The following is a 15,493-nucleotide window of genomic DNA, read 5'->3' as shown; positions in this document are numbered from 1 at the left end:
GCCGCGAGCATGGACCTGGAGGCGGCCGGCCACAGCTTGGGGTCGACGTCTGCGTACAGACGTGGAACCAGGTCACGGATGCGGGCAGGGCCTGCCTCCAGCGCGCGCAGGATCTGATTGGCGCGCTCGTGTCGGTGGGCGGTGTAGGCGGCGATGAAGGCGTCCACCTCGCGGATGGGTGGACCGTGTGTTGGCCATAGCGTCGTGAAATGGCGGGCTTCGATGGCGGCGAGACTGGCCAGATAGTCGCCCATGTCGCCGTCGGGCGGGGTGATGACCGTCGTTGACCAGCCCATGATGTGGTCGCCCGAGAAGAGGCAGTTCTCTTCCTTCAGCGCGAAGCAGATATGGTTGGAGGTGTGCCCCGGCGTCGGGATTGCCTCGATCGTCCAACCGGGACCGGAAACTGCGCCGCCGCCGCAAAGGCTCACGTCCGGCCGGAAATCGAGATCATGTCCGGCTTCCATTTTCACTTCGCCGGTGTCCTCCACCTCGTGCCCGGCGACTGCGCAGCCGTAGATCGTCGCCCCCGTCGCGGCCTTCAGCGCGCTGGCGAGAGGCGAGTGGTCGGAGTGGTGGTGGGTGATCAGGATGTGGGTGACGCGCTCGCCGGCAACAGCCGCCAGGATCGCCTTGAGATGCGCCGGATCGTCCGGGCCTGGATCGATGACCGCGACCTCACCTTGGCCCACAATATAGGTGCCGGTGCCCTTGAAGGTAAACGGGCCCGGGTTGTTGGCGGTCACCCGCCGGATCAGGGGCGAGACCTGATCGCAGCGGCCATAGACCACCTCGATGTCGCGGACATAGGGGATCATCCGAGCACGCTCGACAGGTCGTATCCGGCCTGCCGGCCCAGGGCGACCAGTTCGCCGCGATCCATGGCTCCCGAGGTCGCCTGACAGATCGACCATGTGACGATGGAGCGGGTGCCGGATCGGCAAAACGCCAGTATCGGCGTCTCGGCATCCTGCAGGAGCAATCTGGTCGCCTCGACCTGTTCCGGCGTCGGTGCGCCACGTATGGGGATGTGATAGAAAGATAGCCCCGCCTCTGCAGCGGCGGCAGCTATTTCGCGCGCGCTGGGCTGTCCCGGCTCCTCGCCATCGGGCCGGTTGCTGATCAGGGTCTTGAATCCCAGGCGCGCGGCCTCGGCCACATCGGCCAGGGAGATCTGCGGCGCCACGGAGAGGTCATCGGTGACACGTCGAAAGTCGCTCATTGGGTCCATGGCCTGTGGTTTGCGGGCGCTTCGTTGACATCATCGGGGTCGGGTGAAAGTTTCGCAACGCCCGGCCACACTATAGTCCGACCATAGAGGCGTTTTCGCGTTCATGTATCGCCCGTTCCGTCGCAATCACGGCATTCTGGCCCTTGGGTTCGCCAGCGCCTTCCTCCTGTTGCAGGGCTGTACGCCCGGAAAGCCCAGGGTCGACGACTGTCCGGCCGGGAAGGTCTGCCTCAGGGCCGGCAATGGCGTCGAGGTCCTTTCGCTCGATCCACACAAGGTCTCCGGCGTCGGCGATCACCGGGTGCTGCTGGACAGTATGGTAGGCCTGACCATGGCCGACGCCAGCGACAAAGTAGCCCCGGGTGCGGCGGAGAGGTGGGAGACCAGCGCCGATGGTTTGACCTGGACCTTCTATCTGCGCGACGCCGTCTGGTCGGATGGCGTACCGCTGACAGCTGATGACTTCGTATTCTCGCTGCGGCGAATCCTGAATCCGGCGACGGCCGCCGAGTACGCCTCTCTGCTCTATCCGATCCTGGGCGCCCAGGCGGTCAACGAAGGCAAGGCGGCGCCGGAGACGCTCGGCGTGCGCGCGGTCACGCCCCGGATTCTGGAAATCCGCCTCGAGCATCCGGCGCCCTATCTGCTGCAACTGGCCAAGCACCAGACGATGTACCCAGTGCCAAAGCATGTGGTCGAAAAGTACGGAAACGCCTGGTCCAAGCCCGAGCACTATGTCTCCAACGGCCCCTACACCATTGTCAGCTGGAAGTTGGGAGACCGGATAAGGGCGGTGAAAAATCCCCGCTACTGGGATGCGGCCAAGGTCTGTGTGGACCAGATTTCCTACTATCCGACGACGGATAACATCACGGCCGAGCGCCAGGTCCGCAACGGCGAACTCGACATGAACGCCGACATCCAGTCCAACCGCATCGCGCTCCTGCGGGAGCAGATGCCCGGCTATGTGCGCACCCACACCTACCTGGGCGTCTCGTACCTGACCTACAACAACAGCGTCGTAGCCCTGCGCGATGTGCGGGTCCGTCGCGCGCTGGCGATGGCGATCGACCGTGAATTCATCACGAAGAAGCTGATGCGCGGCGGCCAGCAGCCCGCCTACACCTTCGTGCCGCCAGGTGTTGCGAACTATCAGGCCGTGCAGCCCCCTGAGTGGGCGGCCTGGCCCTTTGAGAAGCGTCAGGCCGAGGCGCGCCGACTTTTGGCCGAGGCCGGCTACGGTCCGGGCCGGCCGCTCAGGATCGAGATCAAGCACCGCAATTCCGCCGACCCCAGCCTGATCATGCCGGCCATCCAGGCCGACTGGAAGTCGATCGGCGTTGAGGCCCGCCTGGCCCAGAACGAACCCCAGATCGCCTATGCGGCTTACCGGGCGAGGGACTTCGAGGTCGGCGATGCGGCCTGGGTCGCTGACTACAACGATCCGATGACGTTCCTCTACCTGATGAACTCAACTACCGGCGCCCAGAACTACGGCGACTACAAGAACCCCGCCTTCGACGCCCTGCTCAAGAAGGCGGACAATGAACCCGATGCCGTGGTTCGGGCGGGCTACCTGGCGCAGGCCGAACGCATCATGCTGGACGACGCCACGATCGCACCGGTGTTTTTCTACGTGAACAAGAACCTGGTCAGCCCCAGGGTCACTGGCTGGATCGCCAATCTTGGCGACATCCACCCAACCCAGTTCCTTTGCGTAAAAGGATCGCCCAAGGCGCCTGCAGCCTGAAACCGCTCGCCGTCCTGACCTTCGTTGACATCAGCCGGGGCGGGTGAAAGTTTCAAGCGAACCGGCGCCCCACACGCCCATGGTAAAAGGCTTTTCAGCGCCCATGCTGCAATACATCGGCCGGCGTCTTCTGGTCGCGATCCCGACCCTGTTTCTGGTGATCACCGCCGCCTTCTTCATGATGCGCGCGGCGCCCGGCAGTCCGTTCGACATGGACCGCAAGCTTTCGCCCGAGATCGAGGCCAACGTTCTGGCGCAGTACGGAATGGATAAGCCGCTGGGCCATCAGTACGTCGACTATCTGGCCGGCGTGGTCCAGGGCGACCTGGGTCCCTCATTGAAGTACCGGGACAAGACGGTGCTGGACATCGTCAAGGAGAACTATCCGGTCTCATTGCGGCTGGGTTTCTTCGCCATCGCCATCGCCTCTGTCATCGGGGTCAGTCTGGGGGTGATGGCGGCGCTGCGACAGAACCGGATGACGGACAATGTGGTGATGACCATCGCCATCCTGGGGGTCTGTATTCCGACGTTTGTCACGGCGCCGCTGCTGGTGCTGGGGATCGCGTCCAAGCTGGGGTGGCTGCCGACAGCGGGCTGGAACGATGGCGCCTTGCCGAACATGGTCCTGCCTGTGATCGTGCTGGCCTTGCCACAGATCGCCATCATCTCGCGCCTCACCCGGGCCGGCATGATCGAGGTGCTGCACTCGAACTACATCCGCACCGCCCGGGCCAAGGGCCTGCCGGAGTGGCTGATCGTGCGAAAACATGCGCTTCGCGCCGCCATCCTTCCTCTGGTCAGCTATCTCGGGCCGGCGTGCGCGGGCCTGATCACAGGCTCGCTGGTGGTCGAGAAGATTTTCAACCTGCCAGGCCTGGGCAAGTTCTTCGTCATCAGCGCCTTGCAGCGCGACTACACCGTGGTGATGGGAATGGTGATCTTCTATGCCGGGCTGATCCTGCTGCTGAACCTGATCGCCGACCTGCTCTACGCCGTTCTCGATCCCCGGGTGCGCCTCGCATGACCTTCGCCAGCGCTCGCGCCGAAACCATCACCAGGGCGGCCGCCGTTCAGGGGCGTAGCCTGTGGGAAGACGCTCGCCGACGCCTCATGCGCAACAGGGCGGCGGTGACGGGCATGATCGTGCTCGGCCTGCTGGTGTTGGCCGCCGTGGTCGGCCCCTGGCTCAGCCCCTTCACCTATGATGAAGTCAACAAGTCCGACGTTTGGCTGCCGCCGCTTGAAGGCGGCCACCTGATGGGCTCGGACGCCCTCGGTCGCGACCTGCTGACCCGCTTGCTGGTGGGCCTCAGGGTCTCGCTGGCCATCGGCTTCGTGGCGACCTTTGTATCGCTGGTGATCGGCGTCGCCTGGGGCGCAGTAGCCGGCTACGTCGGCGGCAAGCTGGACGAGGTGATGATGCGCTTCGTGGATGTCCTCTATTCGCTGCCGTTCATTTTCTTCGTGATCCTGCTGATGGTCACCTTCGGCTCCAATATCATCCTGATCTTCGTGGCCATCGGCGCCGTGGAATGGCTGACCATGAGCCGGATTGTCCGTGGCCAGACACTGACGCTCAAGAACAAGGAGTTCGTCGAGGCCGCCCGTGCGGCAGGCCTGAACCGGGGCGCCATCATCTTCCGTCACATCGTGCCCAACCTGCTTGGTCCTGTGGTGGTCTATGTGACGCTGACCATCCCGGCCGTGATCCTGGCCGAGAGCTTCCTCAGCTTCCTGGGCCTGGGCGTGCAGCCGCCCATGGCCTCGCTGGGGGCCCTGATCGCAGGGGGCGCCTCCGATATGGAGCTGGCGCCCTGGCTCCTGATCTTCCCGTCGCTGGTGATGGTGATGACGCTGATGAGCTTCAACTTCATCGGTGACGGATTGAGGGACGCTATCGATCCCAAGGATCGGTAGCCCGGCCTAAAGGCCTCCTCCCACGTCGGAATTCTGGAATTCACACTTCGGTTTGCCGGCCGAAAGAATCCTTCGCCCGTTGTCGGAGCGTTGCCTTACTCCAGATTGGTGATGAGAGGCCGCCCACGCGCTCCTTCGCCCACAAGGGGCGAGGGACAATCATAGCCCAGAGCCACAGCGCGTGAATCCGGTAGCCTCCGTCGGGGGAGGAGAGGGCAGTTTGCGGACCGGCCTCTGCGACGAAGGCCTACTTCGACCGGTTGGCCCGGATCGCGCGCTGCCCGTCCACGTTCACAAGGAAGCTGCCGAGCGCCGCCTGGCGAATCTCCACGGTGGAGCCGGCCTTGGCGCCGCGGGGCAGGGGTTCGGTGTCTGTCTGCACCCAGACGGCGCCGTCTTCCAGTTGCATCACCCACTTGCCGCCGCTGTTGCGATAAGCGTTCGTGAGTTTCGCGGTGATGCGATCCAACGGCGCCTCGCGCTCGGCCTTTTCGCCCCGGTTGAACACGTTGAGCGATGGTAGGCTGAACCCGAAGGCCTGCTTGCGCACCTCCTTCACCTGTTCCCGGTCGACCACCACGATATCGCCCTTGGCCTCGGCCTGGTCGAGCGCTGCGGCGGTAGTGTCGTAGCAGGCCAGCCGCGCGGCATTGTCGGTGAGTGCGCGGCAGTCGATCAGTTTCTGGATGGCCCCGGCGCGATCGCGGGGGCGAACCTGCGCATCGGCGCCCGCCGCTCCGAGAGTCAGAATCGCTGCCAGGCCCAGTCCGATCGCACGCATGGTCATGCCTTCCCGATGCCAAATAGTCCCTTAGACCTTGTTAGTCGGGGCCGGAGGATAAGCGCAACCTGCCGCAATTCCGACCGTTCGCGACCACAAAGTTCGATCAATCGCCCCGCGCGGTAACACCCTTCGCCGAAACCTTACCGCAAAACCCCATTGGTCCGGCAATCTGTGACCAGAATGCGACAGGTCGGCGCCCGAAACATTGCAGGATGCTAATGTGCGTTGACCATCCCGCCCCCTAACTCGTAACTCCGCGGTAACCGGGTGCGTATTGTGCCTGGGACCATTCTTTGTGTGGGGAGCGGCTGCCAGGCAGGCAGCGACGCTGGAGGACCAGAAACGTGATATTCAAGTCCATGCGGGAGCGCCTGTTGGCGTCTTCCATGATCTGCGGTGTCGCCCTGATGGGCCTCACGACTCAGGCGAACGCCCAGGCGGGCGCTGAGGAAATCGAAGAAGTCGTCGTCACCGGTTCGCGCATCAAGACGCCGGGCCTGGAGTCGGCGAGCCCGATCACCTCGATCGGCGCCGACGAAATCAAGCTCCAGCAGACCTCGGAAGTCGAGCAGGTGCTCCGCTTCCTGCCCTCGACGATCCCCGGCGACAACCCGGCCCGTAACAACGGCACCGCCGGCGCGACCACGGTCGACCTCCGCGGCCTGGGCCCGCAGCGCAACCTGATCATGATCGATGGCAAGCGCCTCACGCCCTACAACGAAAACGGCCGCGTCGACGTTTCGGTCATCCCGACCGCCCTGCTCGAGCGCGTGGACGTCATCACCGGCGGCGCCTCGGCGGTGTACGGTTCGGACGCCATCTCCGGCGTGGTGAACTTCATCTTCAAGAAGAACTTCGAAGGTATCGAGCTCGACACCGGCTACAGCCAGACGGGCGCCAAGGACGGCGCCACCTACCGTGCCTCGTTGACCCTCGGTGTGAACAGCCCCGACGACAAGGGCAACATCGCGATGAGCCTGGGCTACTCCAAGCGTGAGCCGGTTCTGCTCGGCGACCGCGCCATCGGCCAGGTCGGCATCGTCAGCGCCACCGGCGGTGGCCTCGGCGTCACCTCGCCCCCGGAGCCTGCAAACTGCGGCGGCCCCGGCTCGGTGCCCACCAACTTCGGCGGTTCCACCACCACGGTCCCGACGCGCCTGGCTCTGGTTGGCGTTCCGGCAGCGACGGGCGCCTTCCAGGTGCGTGACGACCGCACCCTGGGCGGCAACTGCTCGGTGTTCAACTTCAACCCCTTCAACTACTACCAGACTCCTTCGGAGCGCTTCAGCGCCACGGCGCTCGGCCACTATGAAGTGACCGACACCATCGAGGCCTACGCCCGGACGATGTTCACCCGCACGAACGTGCGCCAGCAGATCGCCCCCTCGGGCATCTTCGGCAATGCGTTCTTTGTCCCGCTGTCCAACCCGTTCCTCTCGGCGGCGCAGCGCAACACCCTGATCACCGCCGCCAACGCCGCGCGCACTGCCGGCACGCTGACGGCCGCGAACTTCCGCGACCTGAACGCCAACGGCGTGATCGACGCGGCCGACGACCTGAACCTGGTGGTCCGCCGCCGGACGGGCGAGCTTGGCGCGCGGTCGTCGACCTACGAAACCAACTACTACCAGCTGGTCTTCGGTCTGCGCGGCGACAACCCGTTCGGCATCGAAGAGTGGAACTGGGATGTTTCGGCCTCGCGTGGTGAATCCAGCCGTACGGAAGTGCGCGCCGGCTACACCAACGTCACCAACTTCGGCAACGCGCTGAACGCGACCAGCACCACCACCTGCCGTTCCGGCGGCGGATGCGTGCCGATCGACATCTTTGGTCCGTTCGGTGCGATCACCCCGGCCATGGCCGCCTACTCGGGCGCCGTCGGCATCCTCAAGAGCAACTACACCCAGCAGCTGGCCTCGGCCAACATCGGCGGCCCGATCAACGCGATCAAGAGCCCGCTGGCCGCTGTTCCGTTGGCGATCAGCGTCGGCGCTGAGTATCGTGAAGAGTTTGGCAATTCCGAGCCCGACGAATGCCTGAAGCTCGCCCCGGCCAGCTGCCTCGGCGGCGCCGGCGGCAACCAGCTTCCCATCGCGGGCGGTTACAGCGTCAAGGAAGTCTTCGGCGAAGGCATCTTGCAGATCGCTGCTGACCAGACCTGGGCCAAGTCGCTGGATCTCGAGTTCGGCTACCGCTACTCGGACTACGATCCTTCGGGCGTCAACAAGACCTGGAAGTACGGCCTGAACTACGAGCCGATGGACGGTCTGCGGTTCCGCTTCATGCAGCAGCGCGCCGCCCGCGCCCCGAACGTGGGTGAACTGGCCGCTCCGCAGGTGAGCGCGCTTCGTAACGCCACCTTCGACCCCTGCTCCTCCGGCAACCGCAGCCCGATCTCGCCGGCCCTGCGCGCGCTCTGCATCTCGACCGGCCAGACGGCCGCCCAGGTCGGAACGATCCAGGACATCGTCTCGGGTCAGGTGAATACCTTCGAAGGCACGAACCTGGCTCGCCTGCCGAACCCTGAAAAGGCTGACTCCACCACGATCGGTGTTGTCTGGCAGCCGAACTTCCTGCCCTCGCTGCGTAACCTCGCGATCTCGGTCGACTACTACAAGATCGACATCTCGGGCACGATCGGCACCTTCCAGGCTCAGGAAGTTCTGGACCAGTGCTACAAGGACGGTGATGCGGCCTCGTGCAGCCTGATCCGTCGTGTCAACGGCGATATCGCCTCGCCGGCGTCAGGTATCGAGCTGTTCACGACCAACCTGAAGAGCTCGGAAGCTTCGGGTATCGAAGGTTCGGTGGCCTTCGGTGTCGACATGACCCAGCTGGGTCTTGACGAGAAGTGGGGCAGCCTGGCTTTCCAGTGGACGGGTAACTACTACCTGACCAACGAAAGCCAGAGCGGCAGCGCCACCCCGGTCATCGACTGCGTGGGCGTCTACAGCACCCAGTGCAACCCCACCCACGAGTTCCGCTTCTCGCAGCGCACTTCGTGGACGGTCGGCGACCTGCAGATGTCCTACCTGTGGCGCTATGTTGATGCGATCGACGTCGCGCCGAACCAGAAAGCCTCCACGTTCGCTCAGTTCCAGCGGATCAAGGCCTACAGCTGGTTCGACCTGTCGGCGAGCTACGCGATCAACGACACCGTCAAGGTGAGCGCTGCCGTGCAGAACGTCTTCAACAAGGCCGCCCCGATCGTCGGTAACGAAGCGGGCACCACGTCGTCCAACAACGGCAACACCTTCCCGGGTGACTACGACACCCTGGGCCGCGTGTTCTCGTTCGGTCTGAACCTGCGCTTCTGATCCGAAACGCAGTCTGATTTGGGAAGCGGCGGGCGAAAGCCCGCCGTTTTCTTTTTGGCTCGGGCTTGGTACCGCCATCGGGCAGTATGGCCTGCAGGATGGAAAGACGGATGACCGATCAGGTGAACGCGCTCGCCCAGGCCGCAGGCCAGGCTGCCAACGCCGGCCGCTGGCAAGACGCCGAGCGTCTCTGGGGACAGGTTTACAGCCTTGCGCCCGATCACCCTCAGGCCCTCTACAGCCTGGGTGTCCATGCCTTCCAGCGCGGAGACCTGGCGGGAGCCCTGGAATTCCTGCGGGCGGCCCACATGGCCTCGCCGATGGATCCGCTGATCCTGATGACCGCCAGCGTTGTCCAGCGCGAGCAGGGCGATACAGAGAACGAGTGGCTAACCATCAATGACTGCCTGGCGGTCGACCCCTACTATCTGCCCGGTCTGCTGACCAAGGCCGCCTTCCTGGAGCGGCAGAACCAGACCCGCGCCGCCGCCAACGTCTATCGCGATGCGCTCAGGATCGCGCCACCCGAGACCCATTGGCCTGACGCGCTGCGGCCGCAACTGGCCCATGCGCGCACCTGCGTCGAGGCTCACACCGAGGCGTTCGCCGCCTATCTCGAAGCCACCCTGGCCGGCCCCCGCGCCGCCCTCGAGGTCGCCGCGTCGGGCCGCTGGGCGGAGTCGGCGGCGATCATGACCGGCCGCATCCAGGCCTACCGGTCGGAATCCAATCAGCTGACCGTGCCCCGCCTCCCGGCGATCCCGTTCTTTGATCGTGGGGACTTTGACTGGGTGGCCGGGATCGAAGCCGCCACGCCAGCCATCCGCGAAGAGCTGCTGGCGGTTCAGCAAACAGCGCAGACCGGGTTTTCACCCTACATCGCCTACAATCGCGGTGAGCCCGTCAACCAGTGGATCGACCTCAACCACTCGGATCGCTGGAGCACCTATCCCCTGTGGCGCGGCGGTGAGCGTGTCGAGGAGAACCTCGCGCGCTGCCCACGCACGACCCAGGCGCTGGAGGCCGTCCAGATGGCCCGGATCGGCGGCCTTTGCCCCAACGCCATGTTCTCGGTGTTGGCGCCCCACACCCAGATCCCGCCGCATCACGGCGAGACCAATGCCCGGCTGGTCGTCCATCTGCCCCTGATCGTGCCGCCAAACTGCACCTACCGGGTCGGTTTCGAACACCGCACCTGGACCGAGGGTGAGGTGCTGATCTTTGACGATACGATCGAGCATGAGGCGCGCAACGACAGCGACCTGCCGCGCACGGTCCTGATTTTCGATGTCTGGAACCCGCTGCTCTCCCTCGCCGAGCGGGAGATGGTCGAGGCCATGACCAAGGCCGCTCGCGACTTCAACAGCGAGCCATGAGAGTCGGCCGGCCGTAACCGGCTCTCCTATCGGATAGGCATCGGCGCCAGCACCATGCCATGGCCTTCACCGCGCAGCCTGGCTTCGCTCACCTGATCCAGAATCGCCTGCGACCGCGGATCGCCAAACACCCAGGCCGCCGCCGCCAGGGTGCGCGCCGACATGGCGGAGACGCCGAGCGCACGCTGCAGCGTCTCGAAGGCCCCTTCGCTGGGCGTCATCCGGCGCAACTGGATCTCGCCCTTCAGACCGGCCAGAGCCTTGGCCTTGTCGACGGCCTGATAGAAGCCGCCCAGCTCATCGACCAGGCCGAGCGTGCGGGCCTGTTCGCCGGTCCAGACGCGGCCCTTGGCGAGTTCGCGCACCTGCTCGACCGGAAGTTTGCGACCGGTCGCCACACGTACGATGAAGGTCTCGTAGATCCGGTCCATCCAGCCGCCGAAGGCCGCCCGCTGGGTCGCGGTGAACGGCTGGCTCAGGCCAAAGCCGCCGGCATACTCGCCGCCGACCCCGGTCTGGCGCACATCCACGCCGAACTTCTCCAAGGCCGGGCCGAGGGCGAACTTGCCGCCGAAGACGCCGATCGAGCCGGTGAGCGTGGTGGGCTGGGCGATGATGGCCGAGGCCTCCGAGGCGATCCAGTAGCCGCCTGAGGCGCCGTAGCTGCCCATCGACACCACCACGGGCTTGCCCGCCGCCTTGGCCACCCGGATGGCGTCGAGGATCTGTTCCGAGGCGGTATCCGAACCGCCGGGTGAATTGATCCGGAGCACAATGGCCTTCACAGCCTCGGTCCTGGCAGCGGACAGGATCGCGCCCGCCAGATCGTCGGAGTAGATCGTTGCGCCGCCGGTGAAGGGATTGGATCCCCGATCTCGCCCGGTCAGGATGGCGCCCTCGGCTTCGATCACCGCGATGGAGTCGCCGATCTTGCCGTCGCCTTCCTGATGGCTGTCGGCATAGTCGTGGAAATCTATGGTCCTTGCGCCGTCGCCCGCCTTGTCCAGCAGGGCCTGCTCGGTTTCGCGAACCTGGCCCAGCCGATCGATGAGCTTCAGCTTGAGCGCGTCATCGGCCAGATAGGGGCCCGCCTCGAGCGCCGTGCGCAGGCCCGCCGGGTCGGTCTTGCGGTCCTGCGCGGCGAAGCCGAGGTTGGAGCCGTAGACGGAGCCGATCCAGGAGAGCTGGGACTGGCGGTGGGCGGGTGTGTAGTCGCTGAAGAGGTAGCCGTTGACGGCGTTCTTGTACTCATAGCGCTGCTCGTACTGCGGCACGACGCCGTACTTGTCGAAGAAGCGCTTGAAGAACAGGTCCTCGGTGGCCACGCCGGTCACCTGAAGGGAGGCGCCGGGCTGCATCCAGAGCTGATCGGCAGCAGCGCCCAGCATGTATGTGGTCGTCACGATGCCGGCGGGATAGATGCCCTGGCTGTGGGCGTAGATCGGCTTGCCGGCGGCGCGGAACTGCTTGAAGGCCAGCCGGATCTCGTCGGCCATGCCGGGCTCGATGCCACCTTCGGGCAGCCGAACCAGCAGGCCCTTGACCCGGTCGTCGGTCCCGGCCCGCTTCAGGGTGGAGATGATCGACATGACGGAGTCTGAACCGCCGCCGAGCCCCAGCAGGGGATTGTGCGGGGACTGGTCATTCAACGGCCCACGCAGGTCCAGCTCAAGCACCGCCTTGCCCGGCAGGGGTGCCGGCGCGGTTGCTGAAACCGCCAGGCTGATGATCAGGATAGGCACCCCGATCAGGAAGATCAGCAAACCTGTGAACACTCCGGCTGTCGTGATCAGAAACTGCTTCATGCGTCCGGTCTGGTGATTTGCGCCGAGGTTGATATCCGCCTCTCGCATAGAATGGGGCGCCGGCAAAGCCGGTAGGGTAGAGGTCGTTTCAGGTCAGTCAGGGACAACGCAGATGGTAGACATTTCGGGCTTCATTGATCCGGTGGAAGAAGACGCCGACGACGGGGCGGTGGCCGAGGACCTGGTCGCACTGAAAGCCTGCCTGCAGGCCCTGGCCGACGCCATCGCCAGCACGAACCTGGCGGTGATCAGCAGCAACCAGGGGGACGCGGCGGGGGCGACCGCGCGAGTGCAGGCGTCTGTGGCGGGGCTCAAGCGGTTTCACGAGGCGTTTGTGGTTCTGGATCGCGACCCTGGCGAAGAGGTTGACGACGAGGAGGATTGAACGGGAAAGCCCGCCGACCGCCTAGACAGCGTCCTTCACGTCCAGGGTTTCGCGAAGCTCGCGCTTGAGGAACTTGCCGTTGGCATTGCGCGGGATCGAACTGTCCAGCACCCAGATGTAGCGGGGGATCTTGTGCTTGGCCATGACGCCGGCGCAGTGCGCGCGCAACGCTTCGGCGCTGAGGCTCATGCCCGGGCGAGCGACCACGGCGGCCCCCACTTCCTCGCCAAGACGGTCATCCGGAACGCCGAACACACTGCATTCGGCGACCGCATCGTGCTGATAGAGGACGGCCTCGACCTCGGCGCAGTAGATGTTCTCGCCGCCACGCAGGACCATGTCCTTCTTGCGGTCGACCAGGAAGATGAAGCCTTCCTCGTCCAGATAGGCGACGTCGCCGGTGTGCAGCCAGCCGTCGGTGATGGAGTCTGCGGTGGCCTCCGGGCGGTTGATGTAGCCCTTGATGACCGGCGCGCCCCTGACCCAGAGCTCGCCCGGCTGGCCGGGGGGCAGGACCTGGCCGTCGTCGCCCACGACCCGGGTCTCGAAGGTGGGCATGGCGCGGCCGCAGCTGGCCGGTTTGTCCACGAAGAAATCGCCGGAAATCGAGGTGATAATCCCGCAGGTCTCGGTCATGCCGTAGCCGGTGTTGGGCCGTGCGGTGGCCACCGTGCCGTCAATCTTGGCCACCAGATCCGGCGGCAACTGCGCGCCGCCGCCGCCCACCGAGAGGAGGCTGGAGGTGTCGTACTTGGCAAAGTCCGGATGGGTGACCAGTTCGCGCGCCATGACGGGCACGCCGCTGACCGAGCCGATCCGCTCGCGTTCCACCAGCTTCAGCGCCTCGCCGGCGTCCCACCGGTACATCAGCACCATCTTGCCGCCGCCGGCCGTGGTGGCGTAGGCGGCGCAGTTGTTGGCGGTCACGTGGAACAGCGGCGTTGTGATCAGGGTGACCGGGATCGGCGGGGCGACCGTGGGATCGGGAACCACGCCAGTGGCGCGCTGGGTGGCGAGCGTGTGAGCCTGTCCGGAGAACATCATGTTCATCAGGTTTGACACACAGCCGCGGTGGGTGAGTTGCGCGCCCTTGGGAAAGCCCGTGGTGCCGGAGGTGTAGAAGATGCACATGTCGGCGTCGGGATCGACGTCGACGGCAGGCAGATCGCCGCCCTGGGCGATGACCTCCGACCAGGCCGTCGCGCCCGCCGGCAGGGTGTCGACGCGCACGGCCACCATCCGGGCCGCACCCAGCATGTCCGGCTGTTCGGCGATCCGGGCGATTCGCTCGGCGTCGGCGAACACGATCTTGGGCTGGGCGTCATTGAAACCATAGGCCATCTCGGCGGCGGTCCACCAGGCGTTCATGCCGACCACGGCCACGCCCAGGCAGGCGCCGGCCCAGTAGATCAGCATCCACTCCGGAAAATTACGCATGGCGATGGCGATCCGGTCGCCGGGCTGCACCCCCTGGGCCAGCAACCAGTTGGCGACAGCGGCCACCTGGGCGTGGGACTGGGCATAGGTCAGGCGCTCGTCCTCATAGACGAGGTAGTCGCGCTCGGCGAACGCGGCGGTGGAAAGCCAGACGGCGCGCACATTGGGCGGCGCATTCCTGAAGGCCCTGAGCGGCGCGCCCCGCACCTCGATCTCGGCCACCTCGAAGGGCGCGCCGGGGCCGGTGAGTTCGGCCCAGGTCTTGTTCAACTCGGTATAATGCATCGTCGACTTATCCCTAATCGCACCGGCGTCTGCGCACCTGGCTTCGCAGGTGTCATAGCCAACGGGACGGCGGAGCGCGAGCCCCGGTTTTGGGGCGTCCGCTTCATATGAGGCGGGGCCGATGATCTCCACCCACGCGTGGGTGGGATGGCGAGATCAGCCGGTGTCGGCGGCCGGCGGCGCGGCGGCGGGTTGGCCGGCGTTGACGTCGTCATCCCCCAGGTCGGGATCAGCGTCAGTCGGCGGACGGGGCAAGGTGCGCCATTCGGCGACGTGGTCTTCGGTCAGGCCCAGACTGCGACAGGCGCGGCGGATCTGCGCATCCACGTCGGCGGTGGTGAAGTCCGGTTCCTCGATCCAGTCGTCGAGCTCGATATCGAGCCGTTCTGTCAGATCTCGACGGGTCCCGGCGTCGGAAACCTCGGTGTAGAGCAGCCGGCCAACGGCGTCCTGCAACACGCTGATGCGCTCGCCCAGTTCGTCGCAATGGATCAGGTCCCGCTGCATGGCGGCCCAGTCCGTGCCGGGCGACGGCGTGGTGCGGATCCGGTGGACGACGGCGTCCTGGGCCAGCTTCGCCTTCAGCGCCAGGGTCTGACGCACGCAGCGGGACGCGCGCTGGTAGGACCGGCTGAGATCGGCGACCTCGCGCGCCTCTGTGGCGGCGAGAAGCTGGGCGTGGACGTGCCTGGCCGCGCTGAGATCCATCTCAGCCAGCTCGGCCAGCATCTCGGCGCCTCGATCATCGGTGGTCGCGGTCATAGAGTGGAGTGGAACACAGAGGTACGTCAGGATCGGACGTAGCAGTTGGGCAGGCTTACGAAAGTGAGCGGAACCGCAGAAAACGCAGAGGGGCGCAGAGAGCGTCGAGAGGGAGTTACGGTGACGCTTTACTTAACCCCTGGCGCGGCGGATCATGGATCAGTGAATTAAGGGGTTAAGTAAAGTGTCACCGTAACTCCAGATTTCATCTGGCACCCTCTCAGAATGTCAAATCAATAGGCTGATAGCTGTTCGATCCCATTGATGAGAGTATAATATTCCAGATGCCGGGGGAAAGTAGGGACGCACACTACTTTCACCTGAAAGGCCGACCTGGCTTTCGCTGCCTGGACAATGCGACAAAGATCGGGGACGAAAAGTCATACGCGGCCCCACTTTCTCGGGCCGCCGTCGTGCGGTGGCAACGCCCCCTCCACCACT

Annotated in this window: 12 protein-coding genes; 6 read left to right on the top strand and 6 right to left on the bottom strand. The window is 65.2% G+C overall.

The window, feature by feature from the left end:
- Both ACIQ42_RS06885 and ACIQ42_RS06880 read right to left on the bottom strand, forming a co-directional pair.
- The coding region (locus ACIQ42_RS06885) for an MBL fold metallo-hydrolase (RefSeq protein WP_397421471.1) at nt 1–818 on the bottom strand (818 nt) is incomplete at its 3' end.
- Nucleotides 815–1,222, bottom strand: a complete 408-nt coding sequence (locus tag ACIQ42_RS06880; RefSeq protein ID WP_397421470.1) for a TIGR01244 family sulfur transferase — start codon at nt 1,220–1,222, stop codon at nt 815–817. The genes ACIQ42_RS06880 and ACIQ42_RS06885, both read right to left, overlap by 4 nt.
- Before the next feature lie 112 nt (nt 1,223–1,334).
- Here ACIQ42_RS06880 and ACIQ42_RS06875 point away from each other — a divergent pair, with 112 nt between their 5' ends.
- The 3 genes from ACIQ42_RS06875 (at nt 1,335) to ACIQ42_RS06865 (ending at nt 4,901) form a co-directional block, all read left to right on the top strand.
- Complete coding sequence (locus ACIQ42_RS06875) at nt 1,335–2,981, top strand: peptide ABC transporter substrate-binding protein (RefSeq protein ID WP_397421469.1); 1,647 nt, start codon at nt 1,335–1,337, stop codon at nt 2,979–2,981.
- A gap of 103 nt (nt 2,982–3,084) precedes the next feature.
- Nucleotides 3,085–4,008, top strand: a complete 924-nt coding sequence (gene oppB / locus ACIQ42_RS06870) for an oligopeptide ABC transporter permease OppB (RefSeq protein WP_397421468.1) — start codon at nt 3,085–3,087, stop codon at nt 4,006–4,008.
- Entirely contained in the window at nt 4,005–4,901 is an 897-nt protein-coding gene (locus ACIQ42_RS06865; protein ID WP_397421467.1) for an ABC transporter permease, read from the top strand. Before oppB ends, ACIQ42_RS06865 begins: the two co-directional genes overlap by 4 nt.
- Nucleotides 4,902–5,148: 247 nt before the next feature.
- Here the strand turns inward: ACIQ42_RS06865 and ACIQ42_RS06860 are convergent, their stop codons facing one another.
- The gene (locus ACIQ42_RS06860; protein ID WP_397421466.1) at nt 5,149–5,688 is read right to left on the bottom strand and encodes a hypothetical protein; all 540 of its coding nucleotides are present in this window, start codon (nt 5,686–5,688) and stop codon (nt 5,149–5,151) included.
- Between the two features lie 371 nt (nt 5,689–6,059).
- On the opposite strand from ACIQ42_RS06860, the gene ACIQ42_RS06855 reads away from it, so the two are divergent.
- Nucleotides 6,060–9,002, top strand: a complete 2,943-nt coding sequence (locus ACIQ42_RS06855; protein WP_397421465.1) for a TonB-dependent receptor domain-containing protein — start codon at nt 6,060–6,062, stop codon at nt 9,000–9,002.
- Between the two features lie 110 nt (nt 9,003–9,112).
- Nucleotides 9,113–10,378, top strand: coding sequence for an aspartyl/asparaginyl beta-hydroxylase domain-containing protein (locus ACIQ42_RS06850; protein WP_397421464.1), 1,266 nt, complete (start codon nt 9,113–9,115; stop codon nt 10,376–10,378).
- A 26-nt stretch (nt 10,379–10,404) separates the two neighbouring features.
- Here the strand turns inward: ACIQ42_RS06850 and sppA are convergent, their stop codons facing one another.
- On the bottom strand, nt 10,405–12,183 hold the full coding sequence (gene sppA, locus ACIQ42_RS06845; protein ID WP_397421463.1) for a signal peptide peptidase SppA: 1,779 nt from the start codon (nt 12,181–12,183) through the stop codon (nt 10,405–10,407).
- Between the two features lie 112 nt (nt 12,184–12,295).
- On the opposite strand from sppA, the gene ACIQ42_RS06840 reads away from it, so the two are divergent.
- Nucleotides 12,296–12,568 carry a hypothetical protein gene (locus tag ACIQ42_RS06840; RefSeq protein WP_397403558.1) on the top strand — a complete coding sequence of 91 codons (273 nt, stop codon included), beginning with the start codon at nt 12,296–12,298 and terminating at the stop codon, nt 12,566–12,568.
- 21 nt (nt 12,569–12,589) lie between these two features.
- On the opposite strand, the gene ACIQ42_RS06835 is transcribed toward ACIQ42_RS06840, so the two are convergent.
- Together ACIQ42_RS06835 and ACIQ42_RS06830 are read right to left on the bottom strand one after the other, a co-directional pair.
- Nucleotides 12,590–14,290 carry a class I adenylate-forming enzyme family protein gene (locus ACIQ42_RS06835; protein WP_397421462.1) on the bottom strand — a complete coding sequence of 567 codons (1,701 nt, stop codon included), beginning with the start codon at nt 14,288–14,290 and terminating at the stop codon, nt 12,590–12,592.
- Between the two features lie 156 nt (nt 14,291–14,446).
- The gene (locus ACIQ42_RS06830) at nt 14,447–15,052 is read right to left on the bottom strand and encodes a hypothetical protein (RefSeq protein ID WP_397421461.1); all 606 of its coding nucleotides are present in this window, start codon (nt 15,050–15,052) and stop codon (nt 14,447–14,449) included.
- Nucleotides 15,053–15,493: the final 441 nt, after the last annotated feature.

The organism is Phenylobacterium sp., from assembly GCF_044372605.1.
In the GTDB taxonomy this organism is placed as follows: domain Bacteria; phylum Pseudomonadota; class Alphaproteobacteria; order Caulobacterales; family Caulobacteraceae; genus Phenylobacterium.
The sequence above is the reverse complement of the archived record's forward strand: the minus strand, read 5'-3'. Positions and strand labels throughout refer to the sequence as shown.